General features: G+C 67.2%; 25 protein-coding genes and 1 tRNA gene. 7 read left to right on the forward strand and 19 right to left on the reverse strand.

Annotation, left to right across the window (positions count from 1 at the left end; genetic code table 11):
* Positions 1-29: 29 nt before the first annotated feature.
* The 6 genes from rho to argS all read right to left on the reverse strand — a co-directional run bounded on the left by rho (position 30) and on the right by argS (position 8838).
* Complete coding sequence (gene rho, locus FR943_RS19935; protein ID WP_217159999.1) at positions 30-2090, reverse strand: transcription termination factor Rho; 2061 nt, start codon at positions 2088-2090, stop codon at positions 30-32.
* 311 nt (positions 2091-2401) lie between these two features.
* On the reverse strand, positions 2402-3349 hold the full coding sequence (thrB, locus tag FR943_RS19940) for a homoserine kinase (protein WP_217160000.1): 948 nt from the start codon (positions 3347-3349) through the stop codon (positions 2402-2404).
* 5 nt (positions 3350-3354) lie between these two features.
* A complete protein-coding gene (gene thrC / locus FR943_RS19945) occupies positions 3355-4455 on the reverse strand; it encodes a threonine synthase (RefSeq protein WP_217160001.1) in 1101 nt (366 codons plus the stop codon).
* Positions 4452-5771, reverse strand: coding sequence for a homoserine dehydrogenase (locus tag FR943_RS19950; RefSeq protein WP_217160002.1), 1320 nt, complete (start codon positions 5769-5771; stop codon positions 4452-4454). The genes thrC and FR943_RS19950 overlap by 4 nt, the downstream gene beginning before the upstream one ends.
* On the reverse strand, positions 5768-7192 hold the full coding sequence (lysA, locus tag FR943_RS19955) for a diaminopimelate decarboxylase (RefSeq protein WP_308170612.1): 1425 nt from the start codon (positions 7190-7192) through the stop codon (positions 5768-5770). The genes FR943_RS19950 and lysA overlap by 4 nt, the downstream gene beginning before the upstream one ends.
* Positions 7189-8838 (reverse strand): arginine--tRNA ligase, encoded by a 1650-nt coding sequence (argS, locus tag FR943_RS19960; RefSeq protein ID WP_217160003.1) that lies wholly within the window; start codon positions 8836-8838, stop codon positions 7189-7191. Before argS ends, lysA begins: the two co-directional genes overlap by 4 nt.
* A 106-nt stretch (positions 8839-8944) precedes the next feature.
* Between argS and FR943_RS19965 the strand changes: the two genes are divergently transcribed.
* From FR943_RS19965 to FR943_RS19975, 3 genes are all read left to right on the forward strand, one after another.
* Positions 8945-9017, forward strand: a tRNA-Arg gene (locus FR943_RS19965).
* A 301-nt stretch (positions 9018-9318) separates the two neighbouring features.
* A complete protein-coding gene (locus FR943_RS19970; RefSeq protein ID WP_217160004.1) occupies positions 9319-10476 on the forward strand; it encodes an acyl-CoA dehydrogenase family protein in 1158 nt (385 codons plus the stop codon).
* An 11-nt stretch (positions 10477-10487) separates the two neighbouring features.
* Positions 10488-11159 (forward strand): GntR family transcriptional regulator, encoded by a 672-nt coding sequence (locus tag FR943_RS19975; RefSeq protein ID WP_217160005.1) that lies wholly within the window; start codon positions 10488-10490, stop codon positions 11157-11159.
* Positions 11160-11350: 191 nt separating this feature from the next.
* Here the strand turns inward: FR943_RS19975 and FR943_RS19980 are convergent, their stop codons facing one another.
* The 6 genes from FR943_RS19980 to FR943_RS20005 all read right to left on the reverse strand — a co-directional run bounded on the left by FR943_RS19980 (position 11351) and on the right by FR943_RS20005 (position 17213).
* Positions 11351-12088 carry an ABC transporter ATP-binding protein gene (locus FR943_RS19980; protein WP_217160006.1) on the reverse strand — a complete coding sequence of 246 codons (738 nt, stop codon included), beginning with the start codon at positions 12086-12088 and terminating at the stop codon, positions 11351-11353.
* Positions 12064-12939: an ABC transporter permease gene (locus FR943_RS19985; protein ID WP_372448196.1), complete on the reverse strand. Its 876-nt coding sequence runs from the start codon at positions 12937-12939 to the stop codon at positions 12064-12066. The genes FR943_RS19980 and FR943_RS19985 overlap by 25 nt, the downstream gene beginning before the upstream one ends.
* Positions 12936-13994, reverse strand: a complete 1059-nt coding sequence (locus tag FR943_RS19990; protein WP_246585153.1) for an ABC transporter substrate-binding protein — start codon at positions 13992-13994, stop codon at positions 12936-12938. The genes FR943_RS19985 and FR943_RS19990 overlap by 4 nt, the downstream gene beginning before the upstream one ends.
* Before the next feature lie 13 nt (positions 13995-14007).
* Positions 14008-15363: an LLM class flavin-dependent oxidoreductase gene (locus FR943_RS19995; protein ID WP_217160007.1), complete on the reverse strand. Its 1356-nt coding sequence runs from the start codon at positions 15361-15363 to the stop codon at positions 14008-14010.
* 128 nt (positions 15364-15491) lie between these two features.
* Positions 15492-15872: a hypothetical protein gene (locus tag FR943_RS20000; protein WP_217160008.1), complete on the reverse strand. Its 381-nt coding sequence runs from the start codon at positions 15870-15872 to the stop codon at positions 15492-15494.
* Between the two features lie 459 nt (positions 15873-16331).
* Positions 16332-17213 carry an LLM class flavin-dependent oxidoreductase gene (locus FR943_RS20005; RefSeq protein WP_217160062.1) on the reverse strand — a complete coding sequence of 294 codons (882 nt, stop codon included), beginning with the start codon at positions 17211-17213 and terminating at the stop codon, positions 16332-16334.
* A 49-nt stretch (positions 17214-17262) separates the two neighbouring features.
* Here FR943_RS20005 and FR943_RS20010 point away from each other — a divergent pair, with 49 nt between their 5' ends.
* Complete coding sequence (locus FR943_RS20010) at positions 17263-17676, forward strand: VOC family protein (protein ID WP_217160009.1); 414 nt, start codon at positions 17263-17265, stop codon at positions 17674-17676.
* A gap of 88 nt (positions 17677-17764) precedes the next feature.
* Here FR943_RS20010 and FR943_RS20015 read toward each other — a convergent pair whose 3' ends face one another.
* Positions 17765-18787: a nitronate monooxygenase gene (locus tag FR943_RS20015; RefSeq protein WP_217160010.1), complete on the reverse strand. Its 1023-nt coding sequence runs from the start codon at positions 18785-18787 to the stop codon at positions 17765-17767.
* Complete coding sequence (locus tag FR943_RS20020; protein WP_217160011.1) at positions 18788-19312, reverse strand: GNAT family N-acetyltransferase; 525 nt, start codon at positions 19310-19312, stop codon at positions 18788-18790.
* A 55-nt stretch (positions 19313-19367) separates the two neighbouring features.
* Here FR943_RS20020 and FR943_RS20025 point away from each other — a divergent pair, with 55 nt between their 5' ends.
* A complete protein-coding gene (locus FR943_RS20025) occupies positions 19368-19751 on the forward strand; it encodes a VOC family protein (protein ID WP_217160012.1) in 384 nt (127 codons plus the stop codon).
* 3 nt (positions 19752-19754) lie between these two features.
* Here FR943_RS20025 and FR943_RS20030 read toward each other — a convergent pair whose 3' ends face one another.
* Positions 19755-20225, reverse strand: a complete 471-nt coding sequence (locus FR943_RS20030) for an Rrf2 family transcriptional regulator (RefSeq protein ID WP_217160013.1) — start codon at positions 20223-20225, stop codon at positions 19755-19757.
* Positions 20226-20441: 216 nt separating this feature from the next.
* Here FR943_RS20030 and FR943_RS20035 point away from each other — a divergent pair, with 216 nt between their 5' ends.
* Positions 20442-21422, forward strand: a complete 981-nt coding sequence (locus FR943_RS20035) for a hypothetical protein (protein WP_217160014.1) — start codon at positions 20442-20444, stop codon at positions 21420-21422.
* Between the two features lie 5 nt (positions 21423-21427).
* On the opposite strand, the gene FR943_RS20040 is transcribed toward FR943_RS20035, so the two are convergent.
* A complete protein-coding gene (locus FR943_RS20040; protein WP_217160015.1) occupies positions 21428-22024 on the reverse strand; it encodes a cysteine hydrolase family protein in 597 nt (198 codons plus the stop codon).
* Positions 22025-22108: 84 nt separating this feature from the next.
* Here FR943_RS20040 and FR943_RS20045 point away from each other — a divergent pair, with 84 nt between their 5' ends.
* Positions 22109-22555 (forward strand): hypothetical protein, encoded by a 447-nt coding sequence (locus tag FR943_RS20045; RefSeq protein ID WP_217160016.1) that lies wholly within the window; start codon positions 22109-22111, stop codon positions 22553-22555.
* Here FR943_RS20045 and FR943_RS20050 read toward each other — a convergent pair.
* From FR943_RS20050 to cysD, 3 genes are read right to left on the reverse strand one after another with little or no spacing between them, the layout of a single operon-like run.
* Positions 22542-23285, reverse strand: a complete 744-nt coding sequence (locus FR943_RS20050) for a 3'(2'),5'-bisphosphate nucleotidase CysQ (protein WP_217160017.1) — start codon at positions 23283-23285, stop codon at positions 22542-22544. The two genes, FR943_RS20045 and FR943_RS20050, sit on opposite strands and share 14 nt — an antisense overlap.
* On the reverse strand, positions 23282-25126 hold the full coding sequence (cysN, locus tag FR943_RS20055) for a sulfate adenylyltransferase subunit CysN (protein ID WP_217160018.1): 1845 nt from the start codon (positions 25124-25126) through the stop codon (positions 23282-23284). Before cysN ends, FR943_RS20050 begins: the two co-directional genes overlap by 4 nt.
* The gene (gene cysD, locus FR943_RS20060; protein WP_217160019.1) at positions 25126-26055 is read right to left on the reverse strand and encodes a sulfate adenylyltransferase subunit CysD; all 930 of its coding nucleotides are present in this window, start codon (positions 26053-26055) and stop codon (positions 25126-25128) included. Before cysD ends, cysN begins: the two co-directional genes overlap by 1 nt.
* Between the last annotated feature and the right edge of the window lie 10 nt (positions 26056-26065).

The raw sequence follows: 26065 nt of genomic DNA on the forward strand, positions 1-26065 counted from the left end.
GGCAGTTTTCTGTCTGGTCGCGGCGTGAGTCAGTCGACGTCCATCGAGCCCGGAGCGGTCTTGGAGACCTGCACCAGGAACTCGTAGTTGTTCTTGGTCTTGCGCAGCTGGCTCATCAGCAGGTCGATGGCCTGATGGCTGTCGAGACCCGACAGCACCCGGCGCAGCTTGTGCACGATCGCGAACTCGTCCGGGCTCAGCAGCAACTCGTCCTTGCGGGTGCCCGACGGGTTGACATCGACCGCCGGGAACACCCGGCGCTCGGCGATCTTGCGATCGAGCTTGAGCTCGGCGTTACCGGTGCCCTTGAACTCCTCGAAGATCACGGTGTCACCGGTGGAGCCGGTCTCCACCATCGCGGTGGCGATGATGGTCAGCGAGCCACCGTGTTCGATGTTGCGCGCCGCGCCGAGGAACCGCTTCGGCGGGTACAGCGCAGTCGAATCCACACCACCGGACAGGATGCGACCCGAGGCCGGCGATGCGTTGTTGTACGCGCGGCCCAGACGGGTGATCGAGTCCAGCAGCACCACGACGTCCTTGCCCTGCTCGACCAGGCGCTTGGCCCGCTCGATCGCCAGCTCGGCGGCCTGGGTGTGGTCTGACGGCGGGCGGTCGAAGGTCGAGGCGATGACCTCACCCTTCACCGAGCGCTGCATGTCGGTCACCTCTTCCGGACGCTCGTCGACGAGCACCACCATGAGGTGGCATTCCGGGTTGTTCTTGGTGATCGCGTTGGCGATGTCCTGCATGATCGTGGTCTTACCGGCCTTCGGCGGCGACACGATCAGGGCGCGCTGGCCCTTACCGATCGGCATGATCAGGTCGATCACGCGCGTGGTCAGCCGCTCGGGCGTGGTCTCCAGGCGCAGCCGCTGGTTCGGGTACAGCGGGGTCAGCTTCGTGAAATCGGGCCGGTTCTTGGCCGCCTCGACCGGACCACCGTTGACGCTGTCGAGGCGCACCAGCGGGTTGAACTTCTGCCGCGGATTGTTACCGCCGCCTTCGCCCTCACGGGGCACCCGCACCGCACCGGTCACCGCGTCACCACGGCGCAGCCCGTTCTTGCGCACCATGTTCATCGACACGTACACGTCGTTCGGCCCGGCCAGGTAGCCCGAGGTCCGCACGAACGCGTAGTTGTCCAGCACGTCGAGGATGCCGGCGACCGGCTGGACGACGTCGTCCTCACGCAGCTCGGTGTCGTTACCGCCCTCGCCGCCGCGCTCGCCACGACGGCGACGGTCGCGGTCCCGGAACCGGCGGCCACGACGACCCTGACGGCCTTCGCCGTCGTCATCGTTGTTGCCTGAGTTGTTGTTGCCTGAGTTCGACCCCCGGTTCTGCTGATCGTCGGACTGATCGGACCGCTCACGGCCCTGGTCCTTGTCCTGCCGGTCCTGCTTCTGGTCGCGGTCCGGCTTGGCGTCCGACTTGTCCTTGTTGCCGCTGTCCTTGTTGCCGCTGTCTTTGTTGCCGTCGTCGGACTGCTCGCGCTTCTCGCGCTTGTCCGACTTGTCTCGCTTCTCCTGCTTGGCCTGCTTCTCGCGCGGCTGCTCAGCGGCGTTGGCCGGGGCCTCTTTGGCCTGGGTGGCCTCTTTGGTCTCGGCAGATTCGGCTTTGACCTCGGCCGGGGCCGAGTCGGTGCCGGCGTCGTCCTTGGCGGCGTCGACGGGCGCACCGGCCTGACGCGAGGAGCCCCGACGCTCGCGGCGGCGGGCCGGCGGCTGCTCGGCAGCCTCGGCGGCGGCGTCCGGCTGGACGTCGGCAGGAGCTTGAGCCGGCGCCTCGGAGGCGCCGTTGGACTCGCCGCGGTGGGCGCGAATGGCTGCGATCAGCTCACTCTTGCGCAAACCCGACGCGCCTTCAACACCGATTTCCTTGGCCAGCGCACGCAGCTCAGGCAGCACCATGCTCGACAGCGACGCGGGACGGGCGCTCGAGGCGCGCCGCGCGGTGTCCGATCCGGGCGCAGAGGCAGCAGCCGGCGCCGCGGTGCCCGCGGCGTCAGTACTTTCAGATGTCACGGCGTTCGTTGAATCCCCAGTGCCATTGGCGCTGTCAGCCGTGAAGAGGTCCGTATCTGTCACGGATTTCCTTTCTTTCCCTCGCTCACGAGTCGGGCGAGGGTTCCCCAAAGGTCGATGCGCGTTCAGCCATACCGCTGAGCGCGTAGCTCACACCGTCGCCTGCGCAACGGCGATCGCCAGGATTCGCCGATATACGGCGAACCATCAGTCCACGAGTAGAACACAAGAAGATTGGGTGGTCGTCCTGGTGTCGACGCAGGCAGAGACCCTGCGAGTGCTGGACGAGAGCGAGAATAGCCCGCTTTGGTGAAGTAATCAAGCAACGCCCATGCTGGGCGTGTGGCGTTCGCCGCTTCCCGTGTCGGCCACCATCAGTTCTTCGCGGCCACACCCGACGTCCAACGGACGCCCGCTCCGACCGACATTTCCCTGATGTTGAACCCGTGCGCAGTGCCGTATTCGATGGCTTCATCAGGCAGTCCGACCTGCGAACTCAGTCCGAGAACCGTAGGTCCGGCGCCGGACAGCACTGCTGCCACCCCACAACGCCGCAGCAGTTGGAGATATTCCGCCGAGGCCGGCATCGCCGCGGCGCGCTGCGGCTGATGCAGCACGTCCTGTGTGGCGGTCATCAACAAATCGGGCCGCTCACTCAACGCCACCACCAGCAGTGCCGCCCGGCTGAGGTTGAACCGGGCGTCGAGGTGGCTGACCTGCTCGGGCAGCACGGCGCGGGTCTCGGCCGTGGACGACCGCTGCTGCGGAACCGCCGGGAACAGCCGGATGTCCGGATGCACCTGAACCGGCACCGCCCGGTAGCGCGGCGCCGCATCTCCCCCGACCTCGGTCCAGGACACCACCGCGCCGCCCAGCACGGCCGCTGCGGCGTTGTCCGGATGCCCTTCGAACTCGCCGGCCAGCTGGATCAGCCGCTCTTCACTCATGGGATCTGAACCCGCTTGCGCCACAAGACCATTGACCACAGCCAGACCGCCGACGACCGCAGCGGCCGACGAGCCGAGCCCACGCGAATGCGGAATCTCGTTGTGGCAGCGCACGATCAGACCGGCCGCACGATGCCCGGTGGCTCGCAAACCCGCTTCGATGGCCCGCACCACCAAATGCGTCGCATCCAGTGGAACCTGGCCGGCACCCTCGCCCTCGACTTCCAGCTGCAGACCGGAATCGGTTGTTTCGACGATGATCTCGTCGTACAGGCTGAGCGCCAGCCCCAGGCTGTCGAAACCCGGGCCGAGATTGGCGCTGGAAGCTGCGACGACCGCAGTGGCGGTGAGCCCGGCAGGCAGGGTGCTGTTCACCAGGCTCAGACCAGTCCGAGCTTGGCGACGACGGCGACCGGATCGACCGGCACCGCGGTGACGGTGGGCATGTCCTTGAGTGCGGTGTCGGGATCCTTGAGGCCGTTGCCGGTGACCGTGCAGACCACCGTCGAGCCTCGCTTGACCCAGCCGTCCTCGATCGACTTGAGCAGCCCGGCCACGCTGGCCGCCGAGGCGGGCTCGACGAACACCCCTTCGCTACGGGCGATCAGGTGATACGCGGCCAGGATCTCCTCGTCGGTGGCCGCCAGGAACCGGCCCTTGGACTGCTGCTGGGCCTCGACCGCGCCGGACCACGAGGCCGGCGACCCGATCCGGATCGCGGTGGCGATGGTCTCGGGCTCCTTCACCGGCTCCCCCAGCACCAGCGGGGCGGCACCGGCAGCCTGGGTGCCCAGCATGCGGGGCAACCGCTCGGTCAGGCCGTCGCGGTGGTACTCGGAGTAGCCCTTCCAGTAGGCGGTGATGTTGCCCGCGTTGCCCACCGGCAGCGAGTGCACGTCCGGGGCGACGCCCAGCGCGTCGACGATCTCGAACGCCGCGGTCTTCTGCCCTTCGATGCGGTACGGGTTGACCGAGTTCACCAGCGCGATGGTCGGGAAGTCCGCGGTGATCTTGCGGGCCAGTTCCAGGCAGTCGTCGAAGTTGCCGTCGACCTGAATGATCTTGGCGCCGTACATGACGGCCTGCGCCAGCTTGCCCATCGCGATCTTGCCCTGCGGGATCAGCACCGCACAGGTGATCCCGGCCTGAGCCGCGTACGCCGCGGCCGAGGCCGAGGTGTTGCCGGTGGAGGCACACAGCACGGCCTGCTGGCCACGGGCCAGCGACTCGGTGACCGCCACGGTCATGCCGCGGTCCTTGAACGACCCCGTCGGGTTGAGCCCCTCGACCTTCAGATGCACTGTGCAGCCGGTCTGTTCGCTCAGCCGCTTGGCATGGATGAGCGGCGTACCGCCCTCGAGCAAGGTGATCGGAGTCCAGTTGTCGCCGACCGGCAGCCGATCGCGGTAGGCCTCGATCAAACCCGGCCAGGGCCGGTGCACCGGCCCCGCGCTGGTCTTGCCTTGCGTCCCGGGGTTCATGCGTTCGTTCCTTCCATACGCAGCACACTGTTGATGGTCTGCACCACATCGAGATCGGCCAGCGCCTCGACGGTCTCCGACAGCGCGGCATCGGTGGCCTGGTGGGTGACCACCACGATGCGGGCGCCGCAGGGCTGCCCCTCCTCGTCGACCATGCCTTCCTGGCGCACCTCGGCGATGCTGACTTCACGCTTGGCGAATTCGGCTGCCACAGCGGACAACACGCCGGGCCGGTCCGAGACGTTCATGTTGACGTAGTAGCGGGTGGGGATGAAGCCGATCGGGGCGATCGGCAACTTGGCGTACTTGGATTCCCGGGGACCGCGACCACCCTGGACCCGGTTGCGCGCGGCCATAACCACATCGCCCATCACGGCCGAGGCCGTCGGCGCTCCCCCGGCGCCCTGGCCGTAGAACATCAGGCGTCCGGCCGCCTCCGCCTCGACCACCACGGCATTGAAGGCGCCGTTGACCGCGGCCAGCGGGTGCGTCAACGGCACCAGCGCCGGGTAGACCCGGGCCGAAACACGTTGTTTGCCTTCATCGGTGGTGAGCCGCTCACAGATGGCCAGCAGCTTGATGGTGCACCCTAGGGCGCGGGCGGACTCGAAGTCGGCCGCGCTGACCTTGGTGATGCCTTCGCGATAGACGTCGTCGGCGGTGACCCGGGTGTGGAAGGCGATCGAGGCGAGGATCGCCGCCTTGGCCGCGGCGTCGTAGCCCTCGACGTCGGCGGTGGGATCGGCCTCGGCATAGCCCAGCGCACTGGCATCGGCCAGTGCTGAGTTGTAATCGGCTCCGGTGCTGTCCATCTCGGACAGGATGTAGTTGGTAGTGCCGTTGACGATGCCGGCCACCCGCAGTACCGAATCACCGGCCAGCGACTGGGTCAGCGGGCGGATGACGGGAATCGCCCCGGCCACCGCCGCTTCGAAATACAAGTCGACGCGCGCCTTTTCGGCGGCCTGCGCCAGCTCGCCGGTGGATTGCGCCATCAGCGCCTTGTTTGCGGTGACCACCGACTTGCCCTGCTCGAGCGCAGCCAGGATGGCTTTGCGCGCCGGTTTCACCGGGCCCATCAGCTCCACCACGATGTCAACGTCGTCGCGCGACACGAGCTCGATGATGTCGTCGGTGAGCAGCTTTTCGGGCACGCCGCGGTCAGCCGACACCTTGCGCACCCCGATGCCACGCACCTGCAGCGGTGCGCCGATGCGGGCTTCGAGGTCGGCAGCGGTCTCTTCGATGATCCGCACGACTTCGCTACCGACGTTGCCCAGGCCCAGTACCGCTACGCCGATGGGCTTCTCACTCATTGACCACTCACCTCCAGGCTCAACAGATCGTCGACGGTCTCCCGACGGAGCACCAACCGCGCCTTGCCGTCCTTCACGGCCACCACGGCGGGCCGGCACAGCAGGTTGTACCGACTCGACATCGAGTAGCAGTAGGCGCCGGTGGCGGCAACCGCCAGCAGGTCGCCGGGGGCGATGTCATCGGATACCCAGGTGTCACGGACGACGATGTCGCCGGTCTCGCAGTGCTTCCCGACGATCCGCGCCAGCACCGGCGCGCCATCGCTGTGGCGCGACACCAGTCGCGCGTCGTACTCGGCGTCATACAGGGCGGGGCGGATGTTGTCGCTCATGCCGCCGTCGACACTGACGTAGCGCCGCTGCGCGGTGGCGCTGATCGCCACGTCTTTGACGGTGCCGACCTCGTAGAGCGTGACCGTGCCCGGTCCGGCGATCGCGCGGCCCGGCTCCACCACCAGCTTCGGGGTGGGCAGGCCGACGGCCTCGGACTCGCTTTTGACGATGGCCTTGAGCTTGTCGGCCAGCTCCTGCATCGGCGGTGGATCATCCTGTGGCACATAGGAAATGCCGAGACCGCCGCCGAGGTCGATGACCGACATCTGCGAGGTCTTCTCGACACCGAATTCGGACACCACGTCGCGCAGCAGACCGATCACCCGGTGGGCGGCCACCTCGAATCCGGCCACGTCGAAGATCTGCGAACCGACATGGCAGTGCAATCCGACCAGGCGCAGGTTGTCGGTGGCGAAGACCTTGCGCACCGCGTCCATCGCTGCGCCGCTGGCCAGTGAGAGACCGAACTTCTGGTCCTCGTGCGCGGTGGAGATGAACTCGTGCGTGTGCGCCTCGACGCCGGGGGTCACCCGCACCAACACATCCTGGACGACGCCGGCCGCACCGGCGATGGCATCAAGGCGCTCGATCTCGATCTCGGAGTCCAGCACGATGTGCCCGACCCCGGCCTTGACCGCGGTGGTCAGTTCGTCGATCGATTTGTTGTTGCCGTGCACCGTGATCCGCTCCGGCGGGAAGTCCGCGTGCAGGGCCACAGCCAGCTCTCCCCCGGTCGCCACGTCGAGCGACAGGCCTTCGGCCTCGACCCAGCGGGCGATCTCGGTGCATAGGAACGCCTTGGAGGCGTAGTGCACATGATCGCCGCCGCCGAATGCCGCGGCGATGTCGCGACACCGCGACCGGAAGTCGTCCTCGTCGATGACGAACAGCGGGGTCCCGTATTCGGCGGCCAGCGCGGTCACCGACACCCCGGCGATCGTCACCACCCCGTCCGCACCACGGACCAGGTTGCGCGGCCAGACATTCGGGGCGAGCAGCAGGATCTCGTCGGGACTCTGCGGCTGGGCGAGAGGGCTGGGGTGGCGAGTGTCCTCGGCGTGCCGGGGGCCGGCGGGGTGCGCGTTCACATCCGCTCCGGAGCGGTCACACCGAGAATGGCCAGGCCGTTGGCGATCACCTGACGGGTGGCCTCACACAGCGCAAGCCGTGCCGAATTGAGATCACCTGGCTTTTCGTCGCCCTGCGGCAGCACCCGGCAGGCGTCGTAGAACCGGTGGTAATCACCGGCCAGATCCTCCAGGTAGCGGCACACCCGGTGCGGTTCACGCAGTGCGGCAGCAGCTTTGAGCACCCGGGGGAACTCCCCGAGGTTGCGGATCAGGATTCCCTCTTTTTCGTGGGTCAGCAGATCCAGGTGGGCGGTGTCGGCGGTGACGCCGAGGTCGGCGGCGTTGCGGGCCAGTGCCGAGAGCCGGGCGTGCGCGTATTGCACGTAGTAGACCGGGTTCTCGTTGGACGCGCTGGACCACAGGGCCAGATCGATGTCGATCGGGGTGTCCACCGAGGAGCGGATCAGTGAGTACCGCGCGGCGTCGACGCCGATCGCCTCGACCAGGTCGTCGAGGGTGATGACGGTGCCGGCGCGCTTGCTCATCCGCACCGGCTGGCCGTCGCGGACCAGGTTGACCATCTGACCGATCAGCACCTCGACGGTGTCGGGATCATCGCCCAGCGCCGCGGCGGCGGCCTTGAGCCGGGCGATGTAGCCGTGGTGGTCGGCACCGAGCATGTAGATGCACAGGTCGAACCCGCGCTGGCGCTTGTCGAGGTAGTAGGCCAGGTCGCCGGCGATGTAGGCGGCGTTGCCGTCGCTCTTGATCACGACGCGGTCCTTGTCGTCACCGAACTCGGTGGTGCGCAACCAGGTTGCGCCGTCCTTCTCGTAGATGTTGCCGGTCTCGCGCAGCTTGGCGATGGCCTGGTCGACACGGCCGGACGTGTGCATCGAATCTTCGTGGGTGTACACGTCGAAGTCGGTGCCGAACTCGTGCAGCGATTCCTTGATGTGGGTGAACATCAGGTCCACCCCGATCTCGCGGAAGGTCTCCTGCTGTTCGTCGGCGGGCAGGCTCATCACGTCGGGTCGCTTGGCCAGCACGGCCGCGGCGATGTCGTTGATATAGGTGCCGGCGTAGCCGTCCTCGGGGGCGGGCTCCCCCTTGGCCGCGGCCACCAGCGAGCGGGCGAACCGGTCGATCTGAGCGCCGTGGTCGTTGAAGTAGTACTCGCGGGTGACGTCGGCGCCCTGGGTGGTCAGCAGCCGGCCCAGCGCGTCGCCGACGGCGGCCCAACGGGTGCCACCGATGTGGATGGGCCCGGTCGGGTTGGCCGAGACGAACTCCAGGTTGATCTTTTCGTTCAGCTCGGTGGAGTTGCCATATGCCGCGCCGGCATTGAGCACGTTGGTGACGATGACTCCCTGCGCCGAGGCCTCGATGCGCAGGTTGACGAAGCCGGGACCGGCGACCTCGGCGGCCGCGATACCGTCGGCCGCAGTCAGCGCGGTGGCCAGCCAGCCGGCCAGCTCGCGCGGATTGACCCCGACCTTCTTGCCGAGCTGCAGCGCGAGGTTGGTCGCGTAGTCGCCGTGCTCAAGGTTGCGCGGGCGCTCGACCGTGACGGTGTCGGGCAGCGCGGAGGCGTCCAGGTCATGTTCGGTCAGCACTGCGGCGGCAGTGGCCTTGAGCAGCTCGGCGAGGTCGGCGGGGGTCACGAGGGTCCATCCTATGGTCTGGGGTCCCCGCGCCCCGAATCCGTATTCACGCTTCCATGCGCTACGCTATGCAAGCCCAATCGGCGCAGCTGATCTTCAGCCCCGCGCCCCCGTAGCTCAGGGGATAGAGCGTCTGCCTCCGGAGCAGAAGGCCGCAGGTTCGAATCCTGCCGGGGGCACTCCATTTTCGCAGGTCAGTGACGATTTTCATCACGGGCTCGGTCCGATCGCCAAGCGGCGGCAGTATCGATTTGGCAATTCAGCCACCAGTCAGACGTTCCATGATCGCACCGCCGGCCACTACTTCGCCGTCACAGGCCGCAGCGGCCCAATCCACTAAGCATCGCGTTCGTTGCGTGGTGGCGGAAAAACGGCCGGAAAATCGCCATGGCGCTACGCACGTGAGCGGGTGGCCCCGCGATCGCCTGCACCCACACTCTATGGAGTATTTTCCATAGAGTTCTGGGAAAGGATGCCGCAGTGATCACCCTGTCCGCCGAAGAGCAGGCCATCGTCAGTACCGTCCGCGACTTCGTCGACAAGCAGATCCGCCCAGTGGTCCGCGAGCTCGAACACGCCAACACCTATCCCGAAGAGCTCATCGAGGCGATGAAGGAGATGGGCATCTTCGGGTTGGCGATCCCCGAGCCCTACGGCTTCGCGGCGGTGTCGACGCCGTGCTATGCCCAGGTCACCGAGGAACTCGCCCGCGGCTGGATGAGCCTGGCCGGCGCGATGGGCGGACACACCGTCGTCTCCAAACTCCTGTTGCAGTTCGGCACCGACGAACAGAAGCAGAAATACCTGCCCCGGATGGCCACCGGTGAGCTACGTGCCACGATGGCGCTCACCGAACCCGGCGGCGGCTCCGATCTGCAGGCCATGCGTACCGTCGCCGCCAAGGACGAGACCGGCTACCTGATCAACGGATCGAAAACCTGGATCAGCAACGCCCGAAAATCCGGTCTCGTCGCACTGTTGTGCAAGACCGATCCCACTGCCTCCCCGGCCCACAAGGGGGTGTCGATCCTGCTGGTCGAGAAGGTCCCCGGCTTTGAGGTGTCCAAAGACCTGCCGAAGCTCGGCTACAAGGGCGTGGAGAGCTGTGAGCTGAACTTCATTGACTGTCACGTGGATTCGGATGCGCTGCTGGGCGGCGTGGAGGGCCGTGGCTTCGCCCAGATGATGAAGGGGCTCGAGGTCGGCCGAATTCAGGTCGCCGCCAGGGCAACCGGGGTTGCCCGGGCCGCTTTCGACGACGCACTGCAGTACGCGCAGGACCGGGAGAGCTTCGGGGTGCCGATCTGGCAGCACCAGTCCGTCGGCAACATGCTGGCCGACATGGGCACGAAACTCTATGCCGCACGCAGCCTTCTGCTCGACGCCGCGCAGCGGATCGACGCCGGCGGGCGCTGCGACATGGAGGCCGGCATGGCCAAGCTGTTCGCCTCCGAGACCGCGATGGAGATCGCGCTCAACGCGGTACGCATCCACGGCGGCTACGGCTACTCCACCGAGTACGACGTGGAACGCTATTTCCGCGACGCACCCCTGATGATCGTCGGCGAAGGTACCAACGAGATCCAACGCGGCGTGATCGCCAAGCAATTGGTGAAACGCAGCGGACTCGACATCTGAGGACGACACAGATGGACAAGCGACGCACACCGATGCGGCTCTCCGACGTCGTCTCCGCCCATGTCCGCGAGCTCATCGTCTCGGGGCAGCTGCAGTCCGGACAGTTCATCCGCCCCGAGACCGTCGCCGAGGAGCTCGGGGTCAGCGCCACCCCGGCCCGAGAGGGCCTGCTGCAACTACAGACTGAAGGGTTCCTCTCGGTCGAACCGCGGCGCGGCTTCATGGTGGCCACGCTGTCCATCGACGACATCCGCGATATCTACGACGCCCAGGCACTGCTGGGCGGTGAGCTCACCGCCCGCGCCGCCGAGACCATCACCCCCACCGCGGTCGACGAACTCGAACGCATCCAGGACGAACTCGAACGCGCCGCGGCCGCAGGCAATTTCGACGAAGAGGAACAGCTGAACCATCAGTTCCACGAGTTGATCTACCGGCAGAGTGGCTCACGCAAAATTCGGTGGCTGATCAAGACCACGCTGGCCTATGCGCCCCGGAAGTTCTTCGCCGCCGTGGAAGGTTGGCCGGAGGCCTCGGCCCAGGATCACCGCGCCATCATCGAACACCTACGGGCAGGCGATCCGGAACAGGCCCGCGCCGCAATGGCTCAGCACATCCGCAATGCCGGGGCGCTGCTGGCCGAACACCTGGCCCACGAGGAATCCTCGATCGGCAAACCATAGCCCCCCTACCGAAGAGATCTTGAAGACGGATATTCGCGCCTGCAAACAACCCTTTAGCAAACTGCTGGCGAGGTATACAGTGGCTCCAACGCAAGCCAGGCCAACAACGCGCGGTGGTGGTGGGGAGTAAACCTCCCCGCCCCACCTCACATCAGTGGTGACCCGTACACAGCGGGTCACCACTGATCTGTCTACGGCTTGTCCCCCACCCCGAGCGCGGTCAGCAGCGCCTCACGATGGGCGATGAACTCGGGGTTGCGGTGGGTCCGCGCATCCGGCGAGTGGAAATCCAGCTGCCGGTCGACGACGAAGGATCCGCCGTCCAGCACGAGCACCCGGTCGGCCAGCGTCACCGCTTCGTCGACATCGTGGGTGACCAGCAGCACGCCGGGCTGATACTTCGCGCACAGCTCTTTGAGCAGACGGTGCATGCGAACCCGGGTCAGCGCGTCGAGCGCCCCGAACGGTTCGTCGGCCAGCAGCAGCGCGGGATCGCGCACCAGCGAGCGCGCGAGTGCCACCCGCTGCTGCTCCCCGCCGGACAACTCGTAGGGCCAGGCGTGTTCACGGCCGGCCAGGCCGACGTCGGCGAGCACGGCACTGGCCCGCTGTTTGAGGTCGCGGCCGGACAATCCCAGCGCCACGTTGTCCAGCACGCGTGACCACGGCAGCAGCCGGGAATCCTGAAACACCACCGACACATCACGGGCGACGAACAGGTCCCCCGTCCCGGCCACGCCGTGGTCGAGGCCGGCCAGGGCACGCAGCAGAGTGCTCTTGCCCGAGCCGCTGCGTCCCAACAGTGCGACAAATTCGCCTTGGCGAATCGTCAGCTCGATGCCGTCCAGAACCGTTGTGCCACCGAAGGATCTGCTCAGCTGCCGGACGATGGCCACCTCGTCGGTCAGGTTCCCAGTGCGCGTCGCCACGACAGGGCCCTCCTCTCGATGGCCCGCACCACGTAGTCGCCGGTGAGCCCGAACACCGCATAGACCAACAACCCGACCACGACGATGTCCAACTGGCCGTACAGCCGCGCCTGGGTCATCAGGTAGCCGATGCCGCTGGTGGCGTTGACCTGCTCGACGACCACCAGCGCCGTCCACGAGATGGTGACCGCGAGCCGCAGCCCGGTGAAGAACCCGGGCAGCGCGCCGGGGATGGCTACCTTGCGGATGAACTGACTGCGGGACAGTCCGACGGTTTCGGCGAGTTCGACGTGACGCAGGTCGACACCCTTGAGCTGTGCTGTGGTGTTGATGTAAACGGGGATCAGCACGCTGGTGGCGATGATGATGATCTTCATGGTGTCGCCGATGCCGAACCAGATGATCGCCAGCGGGATGATGGCCAGGGTCGGTACCGCCCGCTTGACCTGGATCGGCCCGTCGACAACGGCTTCTCCGATGCGGCTCAGCCCCGAGATCAATGCCAGCGCCAGGCCCAGTGCCACACCGATGGCCAGTGAGATCGACGCCAGTTTGAGCGAGGCCAGGATGTTCGTGGGCAAGCGGCCGTCCGACCACATCGCGCCCACTGTGCGCGCGATGTCGAGCGGCGGCGGTAGGGTGCGCGGATCGAGGATGCCCAGTTGCGAGGCGACGATCCAGATGGCCACGAGCGCGAGCGGGCCGATCGCCAGCGACGCCGGGATCGCCCGGCCGGGCCCCAGCCGCCGTCGTCGCTCGGTGCCGGTCCGGTGCTCCAGGTGCGGATAGTCCTGCCGTTGCGCGGCAGTGGATTCCGGTTTCGTCTCCGGAGCCGTGTGCACAGCGGTCACTGGCCACCCGCCGAGTTCGCGTTGAGATCGGCGAACCGGGAATCGAATTCGTCCTTGGCTTCCAGCCGTACCCCGGGGAAGGCGCCGGCCTGCTGCAGCAGGTCGATGGTCTCCTGCTGGGTGTTGATCAGCTCGTCGGTGAATCCGGGCACCGACGAGTGTCCGTCGGCTTCGGCGATCGCCCGGGCGTCGGCCGGGCTGACCTTCTGATCGTTGATCAGATACTCGTCGATCCATGTCTGCTTGTGATCGTTGAGCCACTGCTCGGCGCGGTACCAGCCGATGACGAACTCGCGGATCGCGGCGGCCCGGCCCGGATCTGACAGCGCTTCCTCGCTGGCGTAGACGTAGTACAGACCGGGGTAAGCGCCCGGGGCATTGGGGATTTCGGTACTCCCCTCCCCCTGCGTCGAGGTGAGGTAACGCACCCGATCCGGCTGCTTGAGCACCGCGGCATTGACCTGATCGGCACGCAGGCCGTCGGCGAACTCGGCCAACCCCAGATTGATCGGTTGCACGTCCTTGATGCTCAGTCCGACGGATTTGAGGTTGCGCAACACCACTGCCTGCTGCGCGGTGCCTTCGTTGATCGCAATCTTCTTGCCGGCCAGATCTTTCAGGGACGTGATGCCCGAGCCGGGCGAGGTGGCCAGCACCAGACTGTTGCCGTCGTGCTTCACCGCGCCGACGATCGGCACGCCGGCGTCCGAGAAGTGCGCGAGGATCGGTGGGACGTCGCCGACCCGGCCCAATTGTGCGTTGCCCGACCGGATCGCCTCCAGCCGCAACGGTCCGCTGCTGAAGTTGGCGTAGCTGACGTCGGCGGTGAGCTTGTCCTGCTCACCTGACAGCGCGAACAAGGTCTTGAGCCGGTTGGCGTCGTCGGCCACCACCAGACTGGTGCCCGCGGGGACCGCCACCGGGATCGGCGCATCGGCGGACAGTGCGCCGGCACCCGACGAGCCGGACCCCGACGACTGGCAGCCGGACACCAGGGCACCGACCATACCGGCGACCAGGACGACGCGCGCCAAGGGCAGCAATGGATTACGCATATCAGGTCCTCTGTCAGCTCGCCGCCGACACGGGGGCGTCCGCGCCGGTGGTGAATCGGTTGGCCGGCCGGTCCAGGCCGAGGTGGTCACGCAGCGTAGTGCCGGTGTACTCCGCGCGGAACAGGCCGCGGCGCTGCAACTCCGGCACGACGTGGTCGACGAAGTCAGTCAGCGAGGACGGCAATGCCGGCGGGATGAGGTTGAATCCGTCGGCCGCGCCGGTGGTGAACCATTCCTCGATAGTGTCGGCGACCTGTTCGGGGGTGCCGGCGAACAAGCGATGCCCCCGACCGCTGCTGAGCCGCAGCAACAGCTCACGGACGGTGAGGTTCTCGGTTTCCACCAACCGTTTCACCAGACCGAGCCGACTCTTGATGAACGTGTCGCCCGGATCCTCGGTCGGGAAGCTCAGCGTGCGGTCGAGATCGTCCTTGGTGACGGCAAAACCGACGATGGCGCTCAACTGATCGAGCCCGTAATCCGGCACGGTCAGCTCTTCGAGTTCGCGTTGCCGCCGGCGGGCCTCGGCCTCGGTACCGCCGATGATCGCCGACAACCCGGGCAGGACATGTACCTGGTCAGGGTTGCGGCCGTACCGGCCGACGCGGGCCTTGACGTCACGATAGAAGTCACGGGCCTCGTCCAACGTGGGTTGCGCGGTGAAGATGGCCTCGGCGTACTTGGCGGCCAGATCCTTTCCCGGCTCCGAAGATCCGGCCTGGAACAGCACCGGGTGCCCCTGGGGGGAACGCGGCACCTCCAGCGGTCCGGCCACCTGGAAGTACGGCCCGGAATGCTCGATCGCGTGAATCTTGGCCGGATCCACGAAACGCGGAGCGACCTTGTCCCCGATGATCGCGTCGTCGGCCCAGCTGTCCCACAACTGCAACGCGACGTGCAGGAACTCGTCGGCGCGCCGGTACCGGTCCGCGGGATCGGGGTGGTTGGGCACACCGAAGTTGGCGGCCGCCGCGGCGTTGGCCGTCGTCACCACATTCCAGCCGGCCCGGCCCCGGCTCACATGGTCGAGCGTGGCAAACCGGCGCGCCAATCCGTAGGGATCGTTGTAGGTGGTGGACGCGGTCGCGATCAGCCCGACGTTGGTGGTGGCGCCGGCCAGCGCCGCGACGAGGGTGACCGGGTCGAGCGCATCGAAGGGCCGAAACTCGGTCTTGTCCTTCAAAACTGGATGATCGGCGAAGAAGACCGCGTCGAGCTTGCCCCGCTCGGCGATGCGGGCCAGGTCGATGTAGTGCGCGATATCGGTGATGCCCGACAGATCTGTCTCGGGGAGGCGCCACGCTGCTTCGTGTTGGCCGATGTTGCGCAGGAATGCGTTGAGGTGCAACTGCCTCGCGGGCGCAGCCATTGAGACGAGCTCCTTTGATCGGTGAACGGGCCGCGTCCATTTCAAAGGGCAAGTTGGGCTGCGAGAACAGTTAAGATCAGCGAAATTTCAGCTAACACGCGTCGAGCGTGCGGCTGCCTGCCGGGGGATCAGCCCAGGCCGGTCCACTTCTTCAGGGTCTTGCTCGGGAAACTGCCCCACTTCTCGGCAGTCCGCCCCGGGAACCCGCCCCACTTCTCAGCGGTCTTGCCCGGGAACCCGCCCCACTTCTCGGCAGTCTTGCCCGGGAAGTCCTTCCACTTCTCGACGATGGGGCTCTCCGGCAGCTCCGGCACATCCACCCCACCGGTGATCGCGGATTTGACGGCATCGGTGGCGGCGTCGGTGATCGCCGACGACACCCGGTCGCACGGCGAGCACCCGACGGTGCTGTTGCCCTTCGAATCGGCAGCGGCCGGCGCGGCCAGCACCAGCGAGGTCCCGACGGCCCCGGCGGCCAGGGCCGAGACGATCAAATGCTTCTGGATCATGGTGTCCCCAACTTTTGTATCCGGCACCGTCCGACAGCGATGCGCAGTAGGAGGCTAGCCCGGAAACCGCTTGCGCGCAGGGCGAGTTCAGCCGCGATCGGGGTTTGCTGAATCGTCCGCATCCGCGGACCGGCGGCCGCCGGCCGCGGCGGCGCCCACCCGCGTGGCCGGGCATATCCGAACAACCGGCAACCGGCGGGTGAACAGTGCGGTGCCCGCCGGTGGAGGCGGTTTGTTCCGCCGACCGGTGGCCAAGGCATTCACGCAGTTCACCGTGGCTGTGTCGATTGGCGACAGTGGCCTGGGAAGCAGCTGAGACGGCGATGCTTCAGCTCGCGTCCGGCGTTGACGACGGCCGCGTCACGGCCCGCTCGAACGTCCCGATCTGCAACGGAATCGGAGATCCAGGCTACCCCGGCGTCGCTTCATGATCTTGCTCACGTTGTTGCTGCACGGCCGCTAGACACATGCCTTCACCACCTCGGCGGCGCGGTGTACCTGGTCGATGTCGGAGCTCGTCGGAATCAGGTGCACCTCGTCGGTGCCGATCGCCGCGAACGCGCCGAGCACCTCGGCCAGCTCTTGTTCGTTGCCCGCCCAGCCGGTCGTCGGAGCCATCGCGTCGACGAATTCTGCGGGGATCCAGTTCATGTATCGCCGCAGATGAGCGTGCACCTGGGCGCGGGCCGGGGCGGCGTCACCGAGTGCGAACCAGAACGAGGTGGCCAGGTGCGGCGCGGGTTTACCGGCCTCGGCCCAGGAGGTGCGGGCGATGTCGAACAGTTCGGCCTGGCGCGTCAGATCCAGGTCCAGCGTCGTGCCGGCCACGCCGTCCGCCCACACCGCGGCATCACGAATGGTCTTGGGTCCGATCGTGCCGATGTGCAACGGTGGGCCGCCGGCCTGCACCGGTGGCGGCCCGACCGGGAGCACCGAATCGGTGACCTTCTCGCCGGCCCACACCCGCTTCATCACCGCGACCCGCTCGGCCATTCCACGGCGGGTCTGGGACGCCGGGTCGGCCCCGACGGCGTGGTAGTCCTCGTGCCGGCCGCCGACACCGATGCCGACGGTCAACCGCCCGCCGCTGAGCAGATCGCCGGTGGCCAGACCTTTGGCCAGCAGCACCGGGTCATGCAGCTGCGGCACCACCACCGTCGTCACCAGGCGCACCCGCTCGGTCCAGGCCGCCACTGCGCCCAGCAGGGTCAGGCTGTCGGGATTGTCGAACGCGATGCGCTCACCCCAGCACAGCGACGAGAACGGGCCGCTGTCGATGGCCTGCGCCCACGACCGCAGCGTCGTCGCATCCAACTGCGGTTCCATGACCGGCATCGTCATTCCCACGCGCACGCACGGATTCTGTCACGCCGGATGGCAGCATGAGGCGATGACCATCACGACGTCTTCGGTCGCACACGTGCGTCTCACCGTCACCGATATCGAACGGTCCCGGCATTTCTACGAGAGCGTTTTCGGTTGGCCGGTGCTCATCGAGCTGCCGCAGGACGCCGACCCCGTCACCCGGACGCGGCTGGGTTTCCTGTTCGGCGGGGTGATCTACGACGCCGGGGCCACCTTGATCGGCCTGCGTCCGGTGGGCCGCGACCCCTTCGACGAGAACCGAACCGGGTTGGATCACTTGGCTTTCCGGCTGAAGGATCTGGCCGAGCTACAGGACGCCGCGCAGCACCTCGACAACCTCGGCATCGAGCACGAACCGGTCAAGGACATCGGCCCGTCCTACATTCTGGAGTTCCGCGACCCGGACAACATCGCGTTGGAGCTCACCGCGCCGAGGTAGCTGCGCTGCGCGGCGAGGGTGCGCAAAATGCTGCTGTTTCGCGGCGTGGTGGAGGGCAGACGCGCACGCTCGCGGAGGGGAGGTCAGGTCAGGTGGGTGTGACCCGCTCAATGATCTCGGCCACCGAACCCACCTGGGCCTGACGCCACCCGGTGCCCGCCCACACATTGGTGCCCTGCGGATCCCCGGCCGCCGCCGAGGCCTTGCGCACCGGGCTGGTCAGATAGTGGATCTCCGGGTACCCCAGCGGGGCCTGTGCATCGTGTTCGCTGATGAAGCGGTTGCGCAGCCCACGCGCGTAGCGACCCGAAAATACCCGGGTGACAACGGTTTCGGTGAAATCGGGATTCTGCAGCGCGGCCCGCTGCACCGGGCCGCTACCGGCCTCGTCGGCCAGCAGGAACGCGGTGCCGAGTTGGGCGGCCACCGCACCGGCGGCCAGGACGCCGGCCACATCGTCGGCGGTGACCAGCCCGCCGGCCGCCACGACCGGGACGTCGACACCGGCCACCACCTCGGCGAGCAACGCCGCCAGCGGCTGCGACGCCGGGGCCGCTGCGGGGTCGAATGTGGCGCGGTGTCCGCCGGCCGCGGGCCCTTGTACCGCAACGGCATCCACCCCGCGACTCTCCGCCAGTTGTGCCTCCTCGGCGGTCGTCACGGTGCCGACGGTGGTGATGCCCACTCCGCGCAGCCGAGACACCTGCGCTTCGCTCGGCAGTCCGAAGGTGAACGAGACCACCTCCGGCCGCAGGTCCGACACCACTTCGAGCTTGGCGTCCCAGGCATCGTCGTCATAGCGCGGCTCGCCGAGAGTCACGCCGTAGCGCCGCGCCTCACCCACGAGCTCGGCCGCATAGGCCGCGATCTGCTCTGCTGTGCCCACACTGGGTTGGGGGACAAAAAGATTCACCCCGATGGCTGCACCGGTCAGACCGCGTGCGGTGGTGATCTGATCGGCCAACGCGTCGGCGGTCAGATAGCCGGCCGCGAGGAACCCCAGACCACCGGCGTCGCTGCCGGCCACGGCCAGCTGCGGCGTCGACGGTCCGCCTGCCATCGGGGCGACAATCACCGGACGGCGCAACCCACGCAAATCGAATGCGCCCATTCACCGCACCGCCTTTCCGAACAGCAACACATCCTGCGGTTCATCGCTGAGGTTGGGAAACAGCCCGTAGCGCGCCAGCCTTCCCTCCAGCGACAGACCACACCGACGCAGCACCCCGGCCGAACCGGCATTGTCGATGTGGCAGTACGCCGAAAGGCGGTACACCGTGGGGTCTGATTGCAGGTCGGCCACCATCAACGACACCGCTTCGGACATCAGGCCCCGTCCCCACCACGGCCGCGCCAGGCAGTAACCCAGCTCGACCACGTACGGCTGGGGCCGGCGCAGCGCGCACAATCCCGCCACCTCGCCGTCGATCTCGACCAACCAGGTCTGCTCACCGTCCACGTTGAACAGCGTGGTGATCACCCGCCGCGTCTCGGCCACGCCTGCATGTGGGCGCCAAGACAGATAGCGGGTCACCTCGGGATCGGAGGCGACACGGGTGAACAACGCCTCGGCGTCCCCGACGGCCGGCGGCCGCAACCACACCCGTGGCCCGGCCAGGATCTGAGGGTTGGACATGTCTCCATCCTGCACCGTTGCCGGGGTTGGGGGTCCAGCGGTTTACTGGAGACATATGGCCATCACGTTCAACCACACCATCGTCGCCGCCGCCGACCGGCGCGTTTCGGCCGAGTTCTTCACCGAGTTGTTCGGCCTGCCCGGCCCGCAGGAATTCGGCCCGTTTCTGGCCGTGACCGTCAACCACGGCGTCAGCCTGGACTACGCGCAAGCGCCCGACGGTGCCGACATCGCGGTGCAGCACTACGCATTCCTGGTTTCCGAGGACGAGTTCGACTCGATCTACGGCAAGATCCGCGACCGCGGGCTGCAGCACTGGGCCGATCCGCACGGCCGGCGTCCCGGCGAGATCAACCACAACGACGGCGGCCGCGGGGTGTACTTCCGCGATCCGTCCGGTCACGCATTGGAGATCATCACCCGTCCGTACGGGGGCTGAACGCTAGCGGTGTCCGCGTTCGTGTTCTTGGTCGCGGTAGTCGTCGGCCAGTGTGGCCACGTGGCCGGGTAGCGAATTCGCCGCCACGTCGGCCAGACTGGTCTCCTCCAGCACCGAGCGCATGCTGGCCCGCAGCGCCCGCCAGACGTCGGTCAGCGCGGCCGTCGGCCCCGAATAGGGCAGATCTCCCAAGCCGATGTCGCGCACGCTGGCCAGCGGTCCATCGACACAGCGCAGCACGTCGGCGATGCTGATCTCACCCGCGGGACGGGCCAGCTCATAGCCACCGTCGCGGCCTCGGTGGCTGCGGACCAGGCGATCGGTGCGCAGCGCCGAGAGGATGTCGACCAGGAACTGCGCCGGGATGCCCTGCGCCTTGGCCAGGTCGTCGGTTTTGACCAGCTCACCGTCTTCGATGGTGGCGAGCTGGACCATGGCGCGGACGGCATACTCCGCCTTCGCCGACATCCGCATGCTGTCAGATTGTGCCAGCCCGGCCACCGCCCGCCCCGATGCGGGAGCCGCCGCGCGCCGCGGCACCCACTGCAACCCGGTGCGGCCACGTACTGCACACTCCTGAGGTCACCCGATGAACAGGAAGAAGGGGCCGATCGTGACGGGTCCATCAGCCGCATGAGATCCGGGATCTTTTGGCGCCGTCTGACGGCCGGCCTCGTCTCAGGTCTCGTCGTGGCCATCCTGAGCGCGTGCCATGCCGCCCCGCCCGACCGCAGCGCCGAGGTGGCGAGCCTGGCCCGGCTGCTGGGCCAGATGCCCGGGGTGCAGACCGTCAAGCACACCGTGACCAACCGCCCGGCCCAAGGCGTGGTGCGGCTGGCCATCTACATCGAGGCCACCGAGGCCATCACCGAAGACCAACTCGCGGTGCTGGTTTCCCGCTACCTCCAAGACCTCACCATGGTCAACTACTCCGGGTACCACACCGAACTCGACGTCCACCGGGGCTGGAACCTGTTTGCCGTCGACGGTGGACGGCTCGCGATCGACAATGCCGAGCAGATCGTCTCCCAGGCCCGTGACTGGGTTTCGCTGCGCCACGAATTCCCCACCGCCACTGTCCGATTGCGGACGACCGTGACCCATCCCGGCGGCCAGTCCCCGATTCAGGAATGGGGGCATTCCGATCTCGGCTCACTCCGGCTGGGCAACGACGCCGACTACACCGACGTGGCCGCGGCGGCAACCACGCTGAACGACAAGTTCCTTCGCCTGGCGAACCTGACGTGGACGATCAGCGCCGGCCGCGACCATCCGGCCGAGATCAAGAGCGCACACCGCTTCCCGACCCCACGCGAACTCGACGTCTGGCGCCTGATGAACGCGGATCAAACCATCCCCCACATCGACAAGCTGACGATCAACGGCCGCGTGAAGGCGCCGGTGTGGCTCGCCGAGCAGACCCGCTCCCACGACCCGGCCGACGCGCTCGCCCTCGCGAACCGGCATCTGCCCCTGGTGGCCGCGCTCACCGCGCCGGTGCTGTACACCGCCAGTGACCAGATACAAGGCCACATCACCGGTGACGGGCTGGCCACCGGGCCGCTGGCCATCACCGTCGGCGGGTGCACGAACCGCGATTATGTCGTGTACCAGCCGGCTCCGGCCGAACAGGCCCTGATGAACGCCTACGAAACGTGTAGGCGCCCGTAACGGCATCAGCCCGGGATCGCGCCCACATCCGGGACGACGATCGCGAACAAATCCGACATCGCGGCCAGGCTCGCCGACTGCATCACCGCAGCAGGCACCGGTGCGCTGTCGGGACCGACCAACATGCGGGTGGCGGTTGCGGCGGCCACCACGGTCGGGGCGTACCCGAGGTTGAACGCGCCGCGCGCGGTGGAGTTGACGCACATGTGGGTCATGAACCCGGCCAGCACCAGGTTGGACGCGTCGAGGCCCTTCAAGCGGTTGTCCAGATCGGTTTGTACGAACGAGTTGGGAAACTGCTTGACCACCACGGGCTCTCCCTCGCGCGGGGCGACCGCGGCGATGAATGCACCGCTCTCGCCCTCGATGTCGTAGAGCGAGCCGGGACCGTCGGAGTGCTGGATGTGGATGATCGGGATGCCCGCGGTGCGGCCCCGATCGAGCAGCGCAGCGATCTGATCCAGCGCGGCGTGGACACCGTCGAGCTCCATGACGCCCTCGGTGTAGGTGTTCTGGCAGTCGATGAGCACGAGAGTGGAGTCGGCGAGCGGGGGCGGGGCGGCGGGCAGGCTGGCCAGTTCGCGCAGCGTGGGGCGGGTCATTTGGCGAGCGTAGTGGCCCACCACCGCGTTTAGGCTGCATTGGTGGGACTACCAGATTGGTCAGGGGCCAAGATCAGGCTGGTCATGTTGGCGGCCGCCGCGCCGGTGATGCTGATCATGGTTGCGGTTGGCTACGCCACCGAGGACACCGACGAACCCAGTGCTGACTGCCAACGCGCCGATCAGATCGCGCACCAATGGGTAAAGGTCGTGCCGGGTGTCCTCAAGGGGATGGGAGTCGGCGAAGTCGACCCGAACCTGGCGCGAGATGCCGGCGAGGCGGCCACCGCAGTCCGGGACGAAGCTGCTTCGGTCGAAGATCACGACCTGAAGCGAGAATCGCTGAGGTTCGCCGATGCGCTGCACCGGATCAGCCAGGGCAATCCCAGAACGCCGCCGAACGGATGGCCCGACAAAAACTTCGTCGGCGGCTTCCAGGACGGAACCGACGCACTTCACGAACTGAAGCTTGCCTGTCCGAATGTCGGTACCGACCAGCTCCCCGCCGGTGTGCCGACTACCCCGCCGTGACCGTCAGCACTCGTTCGGCGAGCTCGGGACGACACACCACGAGATCGGGCAGGGTGGGGTCGGCCGAGTTGTAGACCAACCGCGAGCCGTCGATACGCGAGGTGTGCAGCCCGGCCGCGCGGGCCACCGCCACCGGGGCGGCCGAATCCCATTCGTACTGGCCACCGGCGTGCACATAGACGTCGGCGACACCACGGATCACCGCGGCGACTTTCGCTCCGGCCGAACCCATTTCGACCAGGGTTCCGCCGAGCGCGTCCCGCACCGCCAGCGCCACCGCGGGCGGACGGGTGCGGGACACCACCACCCGCGGCGGACCGTCGAAGGGACGTGGCGCGACCACCTCGGGGGTGGACAGCGTGGTGTTCTGCGCGGGCAGGGCAACCGCCCCGGCGACGAGTTCGCCGGCCTGCCACAGCGCCACGTGCACGGCCCAGTCGTCGCGGCCGAGTTCGGAGAACTCCCGGGTGCCGTCGAGCGGGTCGACGATCCACACCCGCTCGGCGCTCAGCCGCGCCGGGTCGGAGCGCTCATCGGCCGTGGCCTCCTCCGACAGCACCGCATCACCCGGACGCTGCGCTGCCAGCTCGGCCATCAGGAACTCGTGGGACTGCTTGTCCCCGGCCGCCTTTCGCTCCGACGCCTCGGCGTCGGCGAAGTCGGCGCGGACGTCGAGCAGCAGGTCCCCGGCCCGGGTGGCCAGCCGGGCGGCCAGTTCGTGATCGTTCACGAGGGCAAGCCCAGTAGCTCGATCACCAGATCGGCCAGTTCATCGGTGCTGAGATCGGGAGTGAGCCGCAGATCCGGGTTCTTGGGCCGTTGATACGGGCTGTCGATTCCGGTGAAGTGCGTGATCTCACCGGCACGCGCCTTGGCGTACAGGCCCTTGGGATCACGGCGTTCACAGTCTTCGAGCGGGGTGTCGCAGAACACCTCGTAGAAGTCCAGTCCGGCGTCGGTGGTCACCTGCCGGGCCAGTGCTCGATGTTCTTCGAGCGGGCTGATCGCCGGCACCAGCACGATCTGGCCGGAATCGGCGAGGATCGCGGCGATGTGGGCGAGCCTGCGCTGGTTCTCGGCCCGGTCGGCCATCGAGAAACCGAGGTCGGCGTTGAGCCCGTGCCGCAGGTTGTCCCCGTCCAGAACGTAAGCCGGGAAACCCTTTTCGATCAGCTTCTGCTCCACCAGCACCGCCACCGACGATTTACCCGACCCGGACAGCCCGGTGAACCACACGGTGCGGCCGCGGCTGAGCCGGTCCTTCGCGGAGACCAGCGAAGCGTGCCGGACGGTGTTGGGGCTGGCGGACTCGTTGCGGGTGTCGCGCAGAACCATGCCCGCACCCACGGTGCCGTTGGTGTTGGGGTCGATCAGGATGAACGATCCGGTGGCCGCGTTGCGGGTGTACTCGTCGAGCAGCAACGGCGTCTGGGTGCGCAGTGAAATACGGCCCAGCTCATTGAGTTTGAGTGCACTCGCGGTCTTGTCCCGGTGCAGGGTGTTGACGTCGAGGCGGTAATCCAGCCCGATGACCCGGGCCCGGGTGGTGCGGGTGGTGTGCTTGATCAGATACTCACGACCGGGCTCCAGCGCGGACTCGTCGGCCATCCAGCAGACCGTGGCGTCGAAGTCCTGCGTGACCCGCGGCTGGTTGTTGGGCCGGGCGATCATGTCGCCGCGCGAGATGTCGATGTCGTCGGACAGGCTGATCGACACCGCCATGGGTGGGAAAGCCTCCTCCACAACACCACTGGGGCCGTAGATCTCGGTGATGCGGCTGGGCTTCCCGGCCGGCAGCACGATCACATCGTCGCCGGGGCGCAGCACGCCACTGGCCACGGTGCCGGCGTAGCTGCGATGATCGGCGTGCTCGTGGGTCTGCGGCCGGATCACGTACTGCACCGGGAATCGCACGTCGACGAGGTTGCGGTCACCGGCGATGTAGACATCTTCCAGGTGGCTCAGCAGCGCAGGGCCGTCGTACCAGGGCGTCACATCGGATTTCGTCACCACGTTGTCGCCCGTGAGCGCCGACAGCGGGATGGTCGTCACATCGTGGACGTCCAATCGTGCTGCGAACGCGTGGAACTCGTCGCGGATGGCCTCGAACCGTTGCTGGTCCCAGTCGATCAGGTCCATCTTGTTCACGGCGAGCACGATGTGCTGGATGCCCAGCAGTGAAGCCAGGAACGCATGCCGGCGCGACTGCTCGAGCAGACCGTGGCGCGCGTCGACGAGCACGATGGCCAGCTGTGCAGTCGACGTCCCGGTCACCATGTTGCGGGTGTACTGGATGTGCCCCGGGGTGTCGGCGATGATGAACTTCCGCTTGGCCGTGGCGAAGTAGCGGTAGGCGACATCGATCGTGATGCCCTGCTCCCGCTCGGCGCGCAGACCGTCGGTGACCAGCGCCAGGTCGGTGTAGTCGTGACCACGTTCCTTGGAGGTCCGCTCGACCGAGGCGAGCTGATCTTCCATGACGGCCTTGGAGTCGAACAGCAACCGACCGATCAGGGTGGACTTACCGTCGTCGACCGATCCCGCGGTGGCGATGCGCAACAACGTAGCCATCAGAAATAACCCTCTCGTTTACGGTCTTCCATCCCGGCCTCGGAGATCCGATCGTCGGCGCGGGTGGCACCACGCTCGGTGAGGCGGGACACGGCGGTCTCGGCGATCACCTCGGAAACCGTCGCGGCCGTCGATTCGACGCAGCCGGTGCAGGTGACGTCACCGACGGTGCGGAACCGCACCATCTTCTCGATGACCGGCTCATCCTTACGCGGCTGCATGTACTTGTGTACGGCCAGCAGCATGCCGTCGCGCTCGAACACCTTGCGCTGGTGCGCGTAGTAGATGGAGGGCAGCTTGATCTTTTCCGCGCCGATGTAGGACCAGATGTCGAACTCGGTCCAGTTGGAGATCGGGAAGGCCCGGATGTGCTCGCCTTTGTGGTGCCGGCCGTTGTAGAGGTTCCACAGCTCGGGGCGCTGCGCCTTCGGGTCCCACTGGCCGAACTCGTCGCGGAAGGAGAACACCCGCTCCTTGGCGCGGGCCTTCTCCTCGTCGCGGCGGGCCCCGCCGAAGGCGGCGTCGAACTTGTTCTCCCGGATGCCGCGCAGCAAGGTGACGGTCTGGATGGGGTTGCGCGACGGGATGGTGTCGACGGCGCGTCCTGAATCTATGTCGTCCTGCACCTTGGCGACGACCAGCCGCGCACCGTAGTGCTCGACGAGTTCGTCGCGGGTCTGATAGACCTCGTCGAAGTTGTGACCGGTGTCGACGTGCATGACCGGGAACGGCAGCCGTCCGGGCGCGAACGCCTTGACCGCCAGGTGCAGCATGACGATCGAGTCCTTGCCGCCGGAGAACAGCAGCACGGGCTTCTCGAACTCGGCGGCAACCTCACGGATGATGTGAATGGCCTCTGCTTCCAGTGACCGTAGATGGCTCAGTTCGTACTGGCCGGCGGCCGGTTGCGCTACCACCTGAGTCGTCATGTGACTTCCT

The organism is [Mycobacterium] fortunisiensis (genome assembly GCF_019050325.1).
In the GTDB taxonomy this organism is placed as follows: Bacteria; Actinomycetota; Actinomycetes; order Mycobacteriales; family Mycobacteriaceae; genus Mycobacterium; species Mycobacterium fortunisiensis.

Coding starts and splice junctions, on each gene's coding strand:
- thrC (WP_217160001.1), bottom strand. CDS start 4,455: ATGAACCCCGGGACGCAAGGCAAGACCAGCGCGGGGCCGGTGCACCGG.
- FR943_RS19950 (WP_217160002.1), bottom strand. CDS start 5,771: ATGAGTGAGAAGCCCATCGGCGTAGCGGTACTGGGCCTGGGCAACGTC.
- FR943_RS19975 (WP_217160005.1), top strand. CDS start 10,488: ATGGACAAGCGACGCACACCGATGCGGCTCTCCGACGTCGTCTCCGCC.
- FR943_RS19990 (WP_246585153.1), bottom strand. CDS start 13,994: ATGCGTAATCCATTGCTGCCCTTGGCGCGCGTCGTCCTGGTCGCCGGT.
- FR943_RS19995 (WP_217160007.1), bottom strand. CDS start 15,363: ATGGCTGCGCCCGCGAGGCAGTTGCACCTCAACGCATTCCTGCGCAAC.
- FR943_RS20000 (WP_217160008.1), bottom strand. CDS start 15,872: ATGATCCAGAAGCATTTGATCGTCTCGGCCCTGGCCGCCGGGGCCGTC.
- FR943_RS20005 (WP_217160062.1), bottom strand. CDS start 17,213: ATGACGATGCCGGTCATGGAACCGCAGTTGGATGCGACGACGCTGCGG.
- FR943_RS20010 (WP_217160009.1), top strand. CDS start 17,263: ATGACCATCACGACGTCTTCGGTCGCACACGTGCGTCTCACCGTCACC.
- FR943_RS20015 (WP_217160010.1), bottom strand. CDS start 18,787: ATGGGCGCATTCGATTTGCGTGGGTTGCGCCGTCCGGTGATTGTCGCC.
- FR943_RS20020 (WP_217160011.1), bottom strand. CDS start 19,312: ATGTCCAACCCTCAGATCCTGGCCGGGCCACGGGTGTGGTTGCGGCCG.
- FR943_RS20025 (WP_217160012.1), top strand. CDS start 19,368: ATGGCCATCACGTTCAACCACACCATCGTCGCCGCCGCCGACCGGCGC.
- FR943_RS20030 (WP_217160013.1), bottom strand. CDS start 20,225: ATGCGGATGTCGGCGAAGGCGGAGTATGCCGTCCGCGCCATGGTCCAG.
- FR943_RS20040 (WP_217160015.1), bottom strand. CDS start 22,024: ATGACCCGCCCCACGCTGCGCGAACTGGCCAGCCTGCCCGCCGCCCCG.
- FR943_RS20045 (WP_217160016.1), top strand. CDS start 22,109: ATGTTGGCGGCCGCCGCGCCGGTGATGCTGATCATGGTTGCGGTTGGC.
- cysN (WP_217160018.1), bottom strand. CDS start 25,126: ATGGCTACGTTGTTGCGCATCGCCACCGCGGGATCGGTCGACGACGGT.
- cysD (WP_217160019.1), bottom strand. CDS start 26,055: ATGACGACTCAGGTGGTAGCGCAACCGGCCGCCGGCCAGTACGAACTG.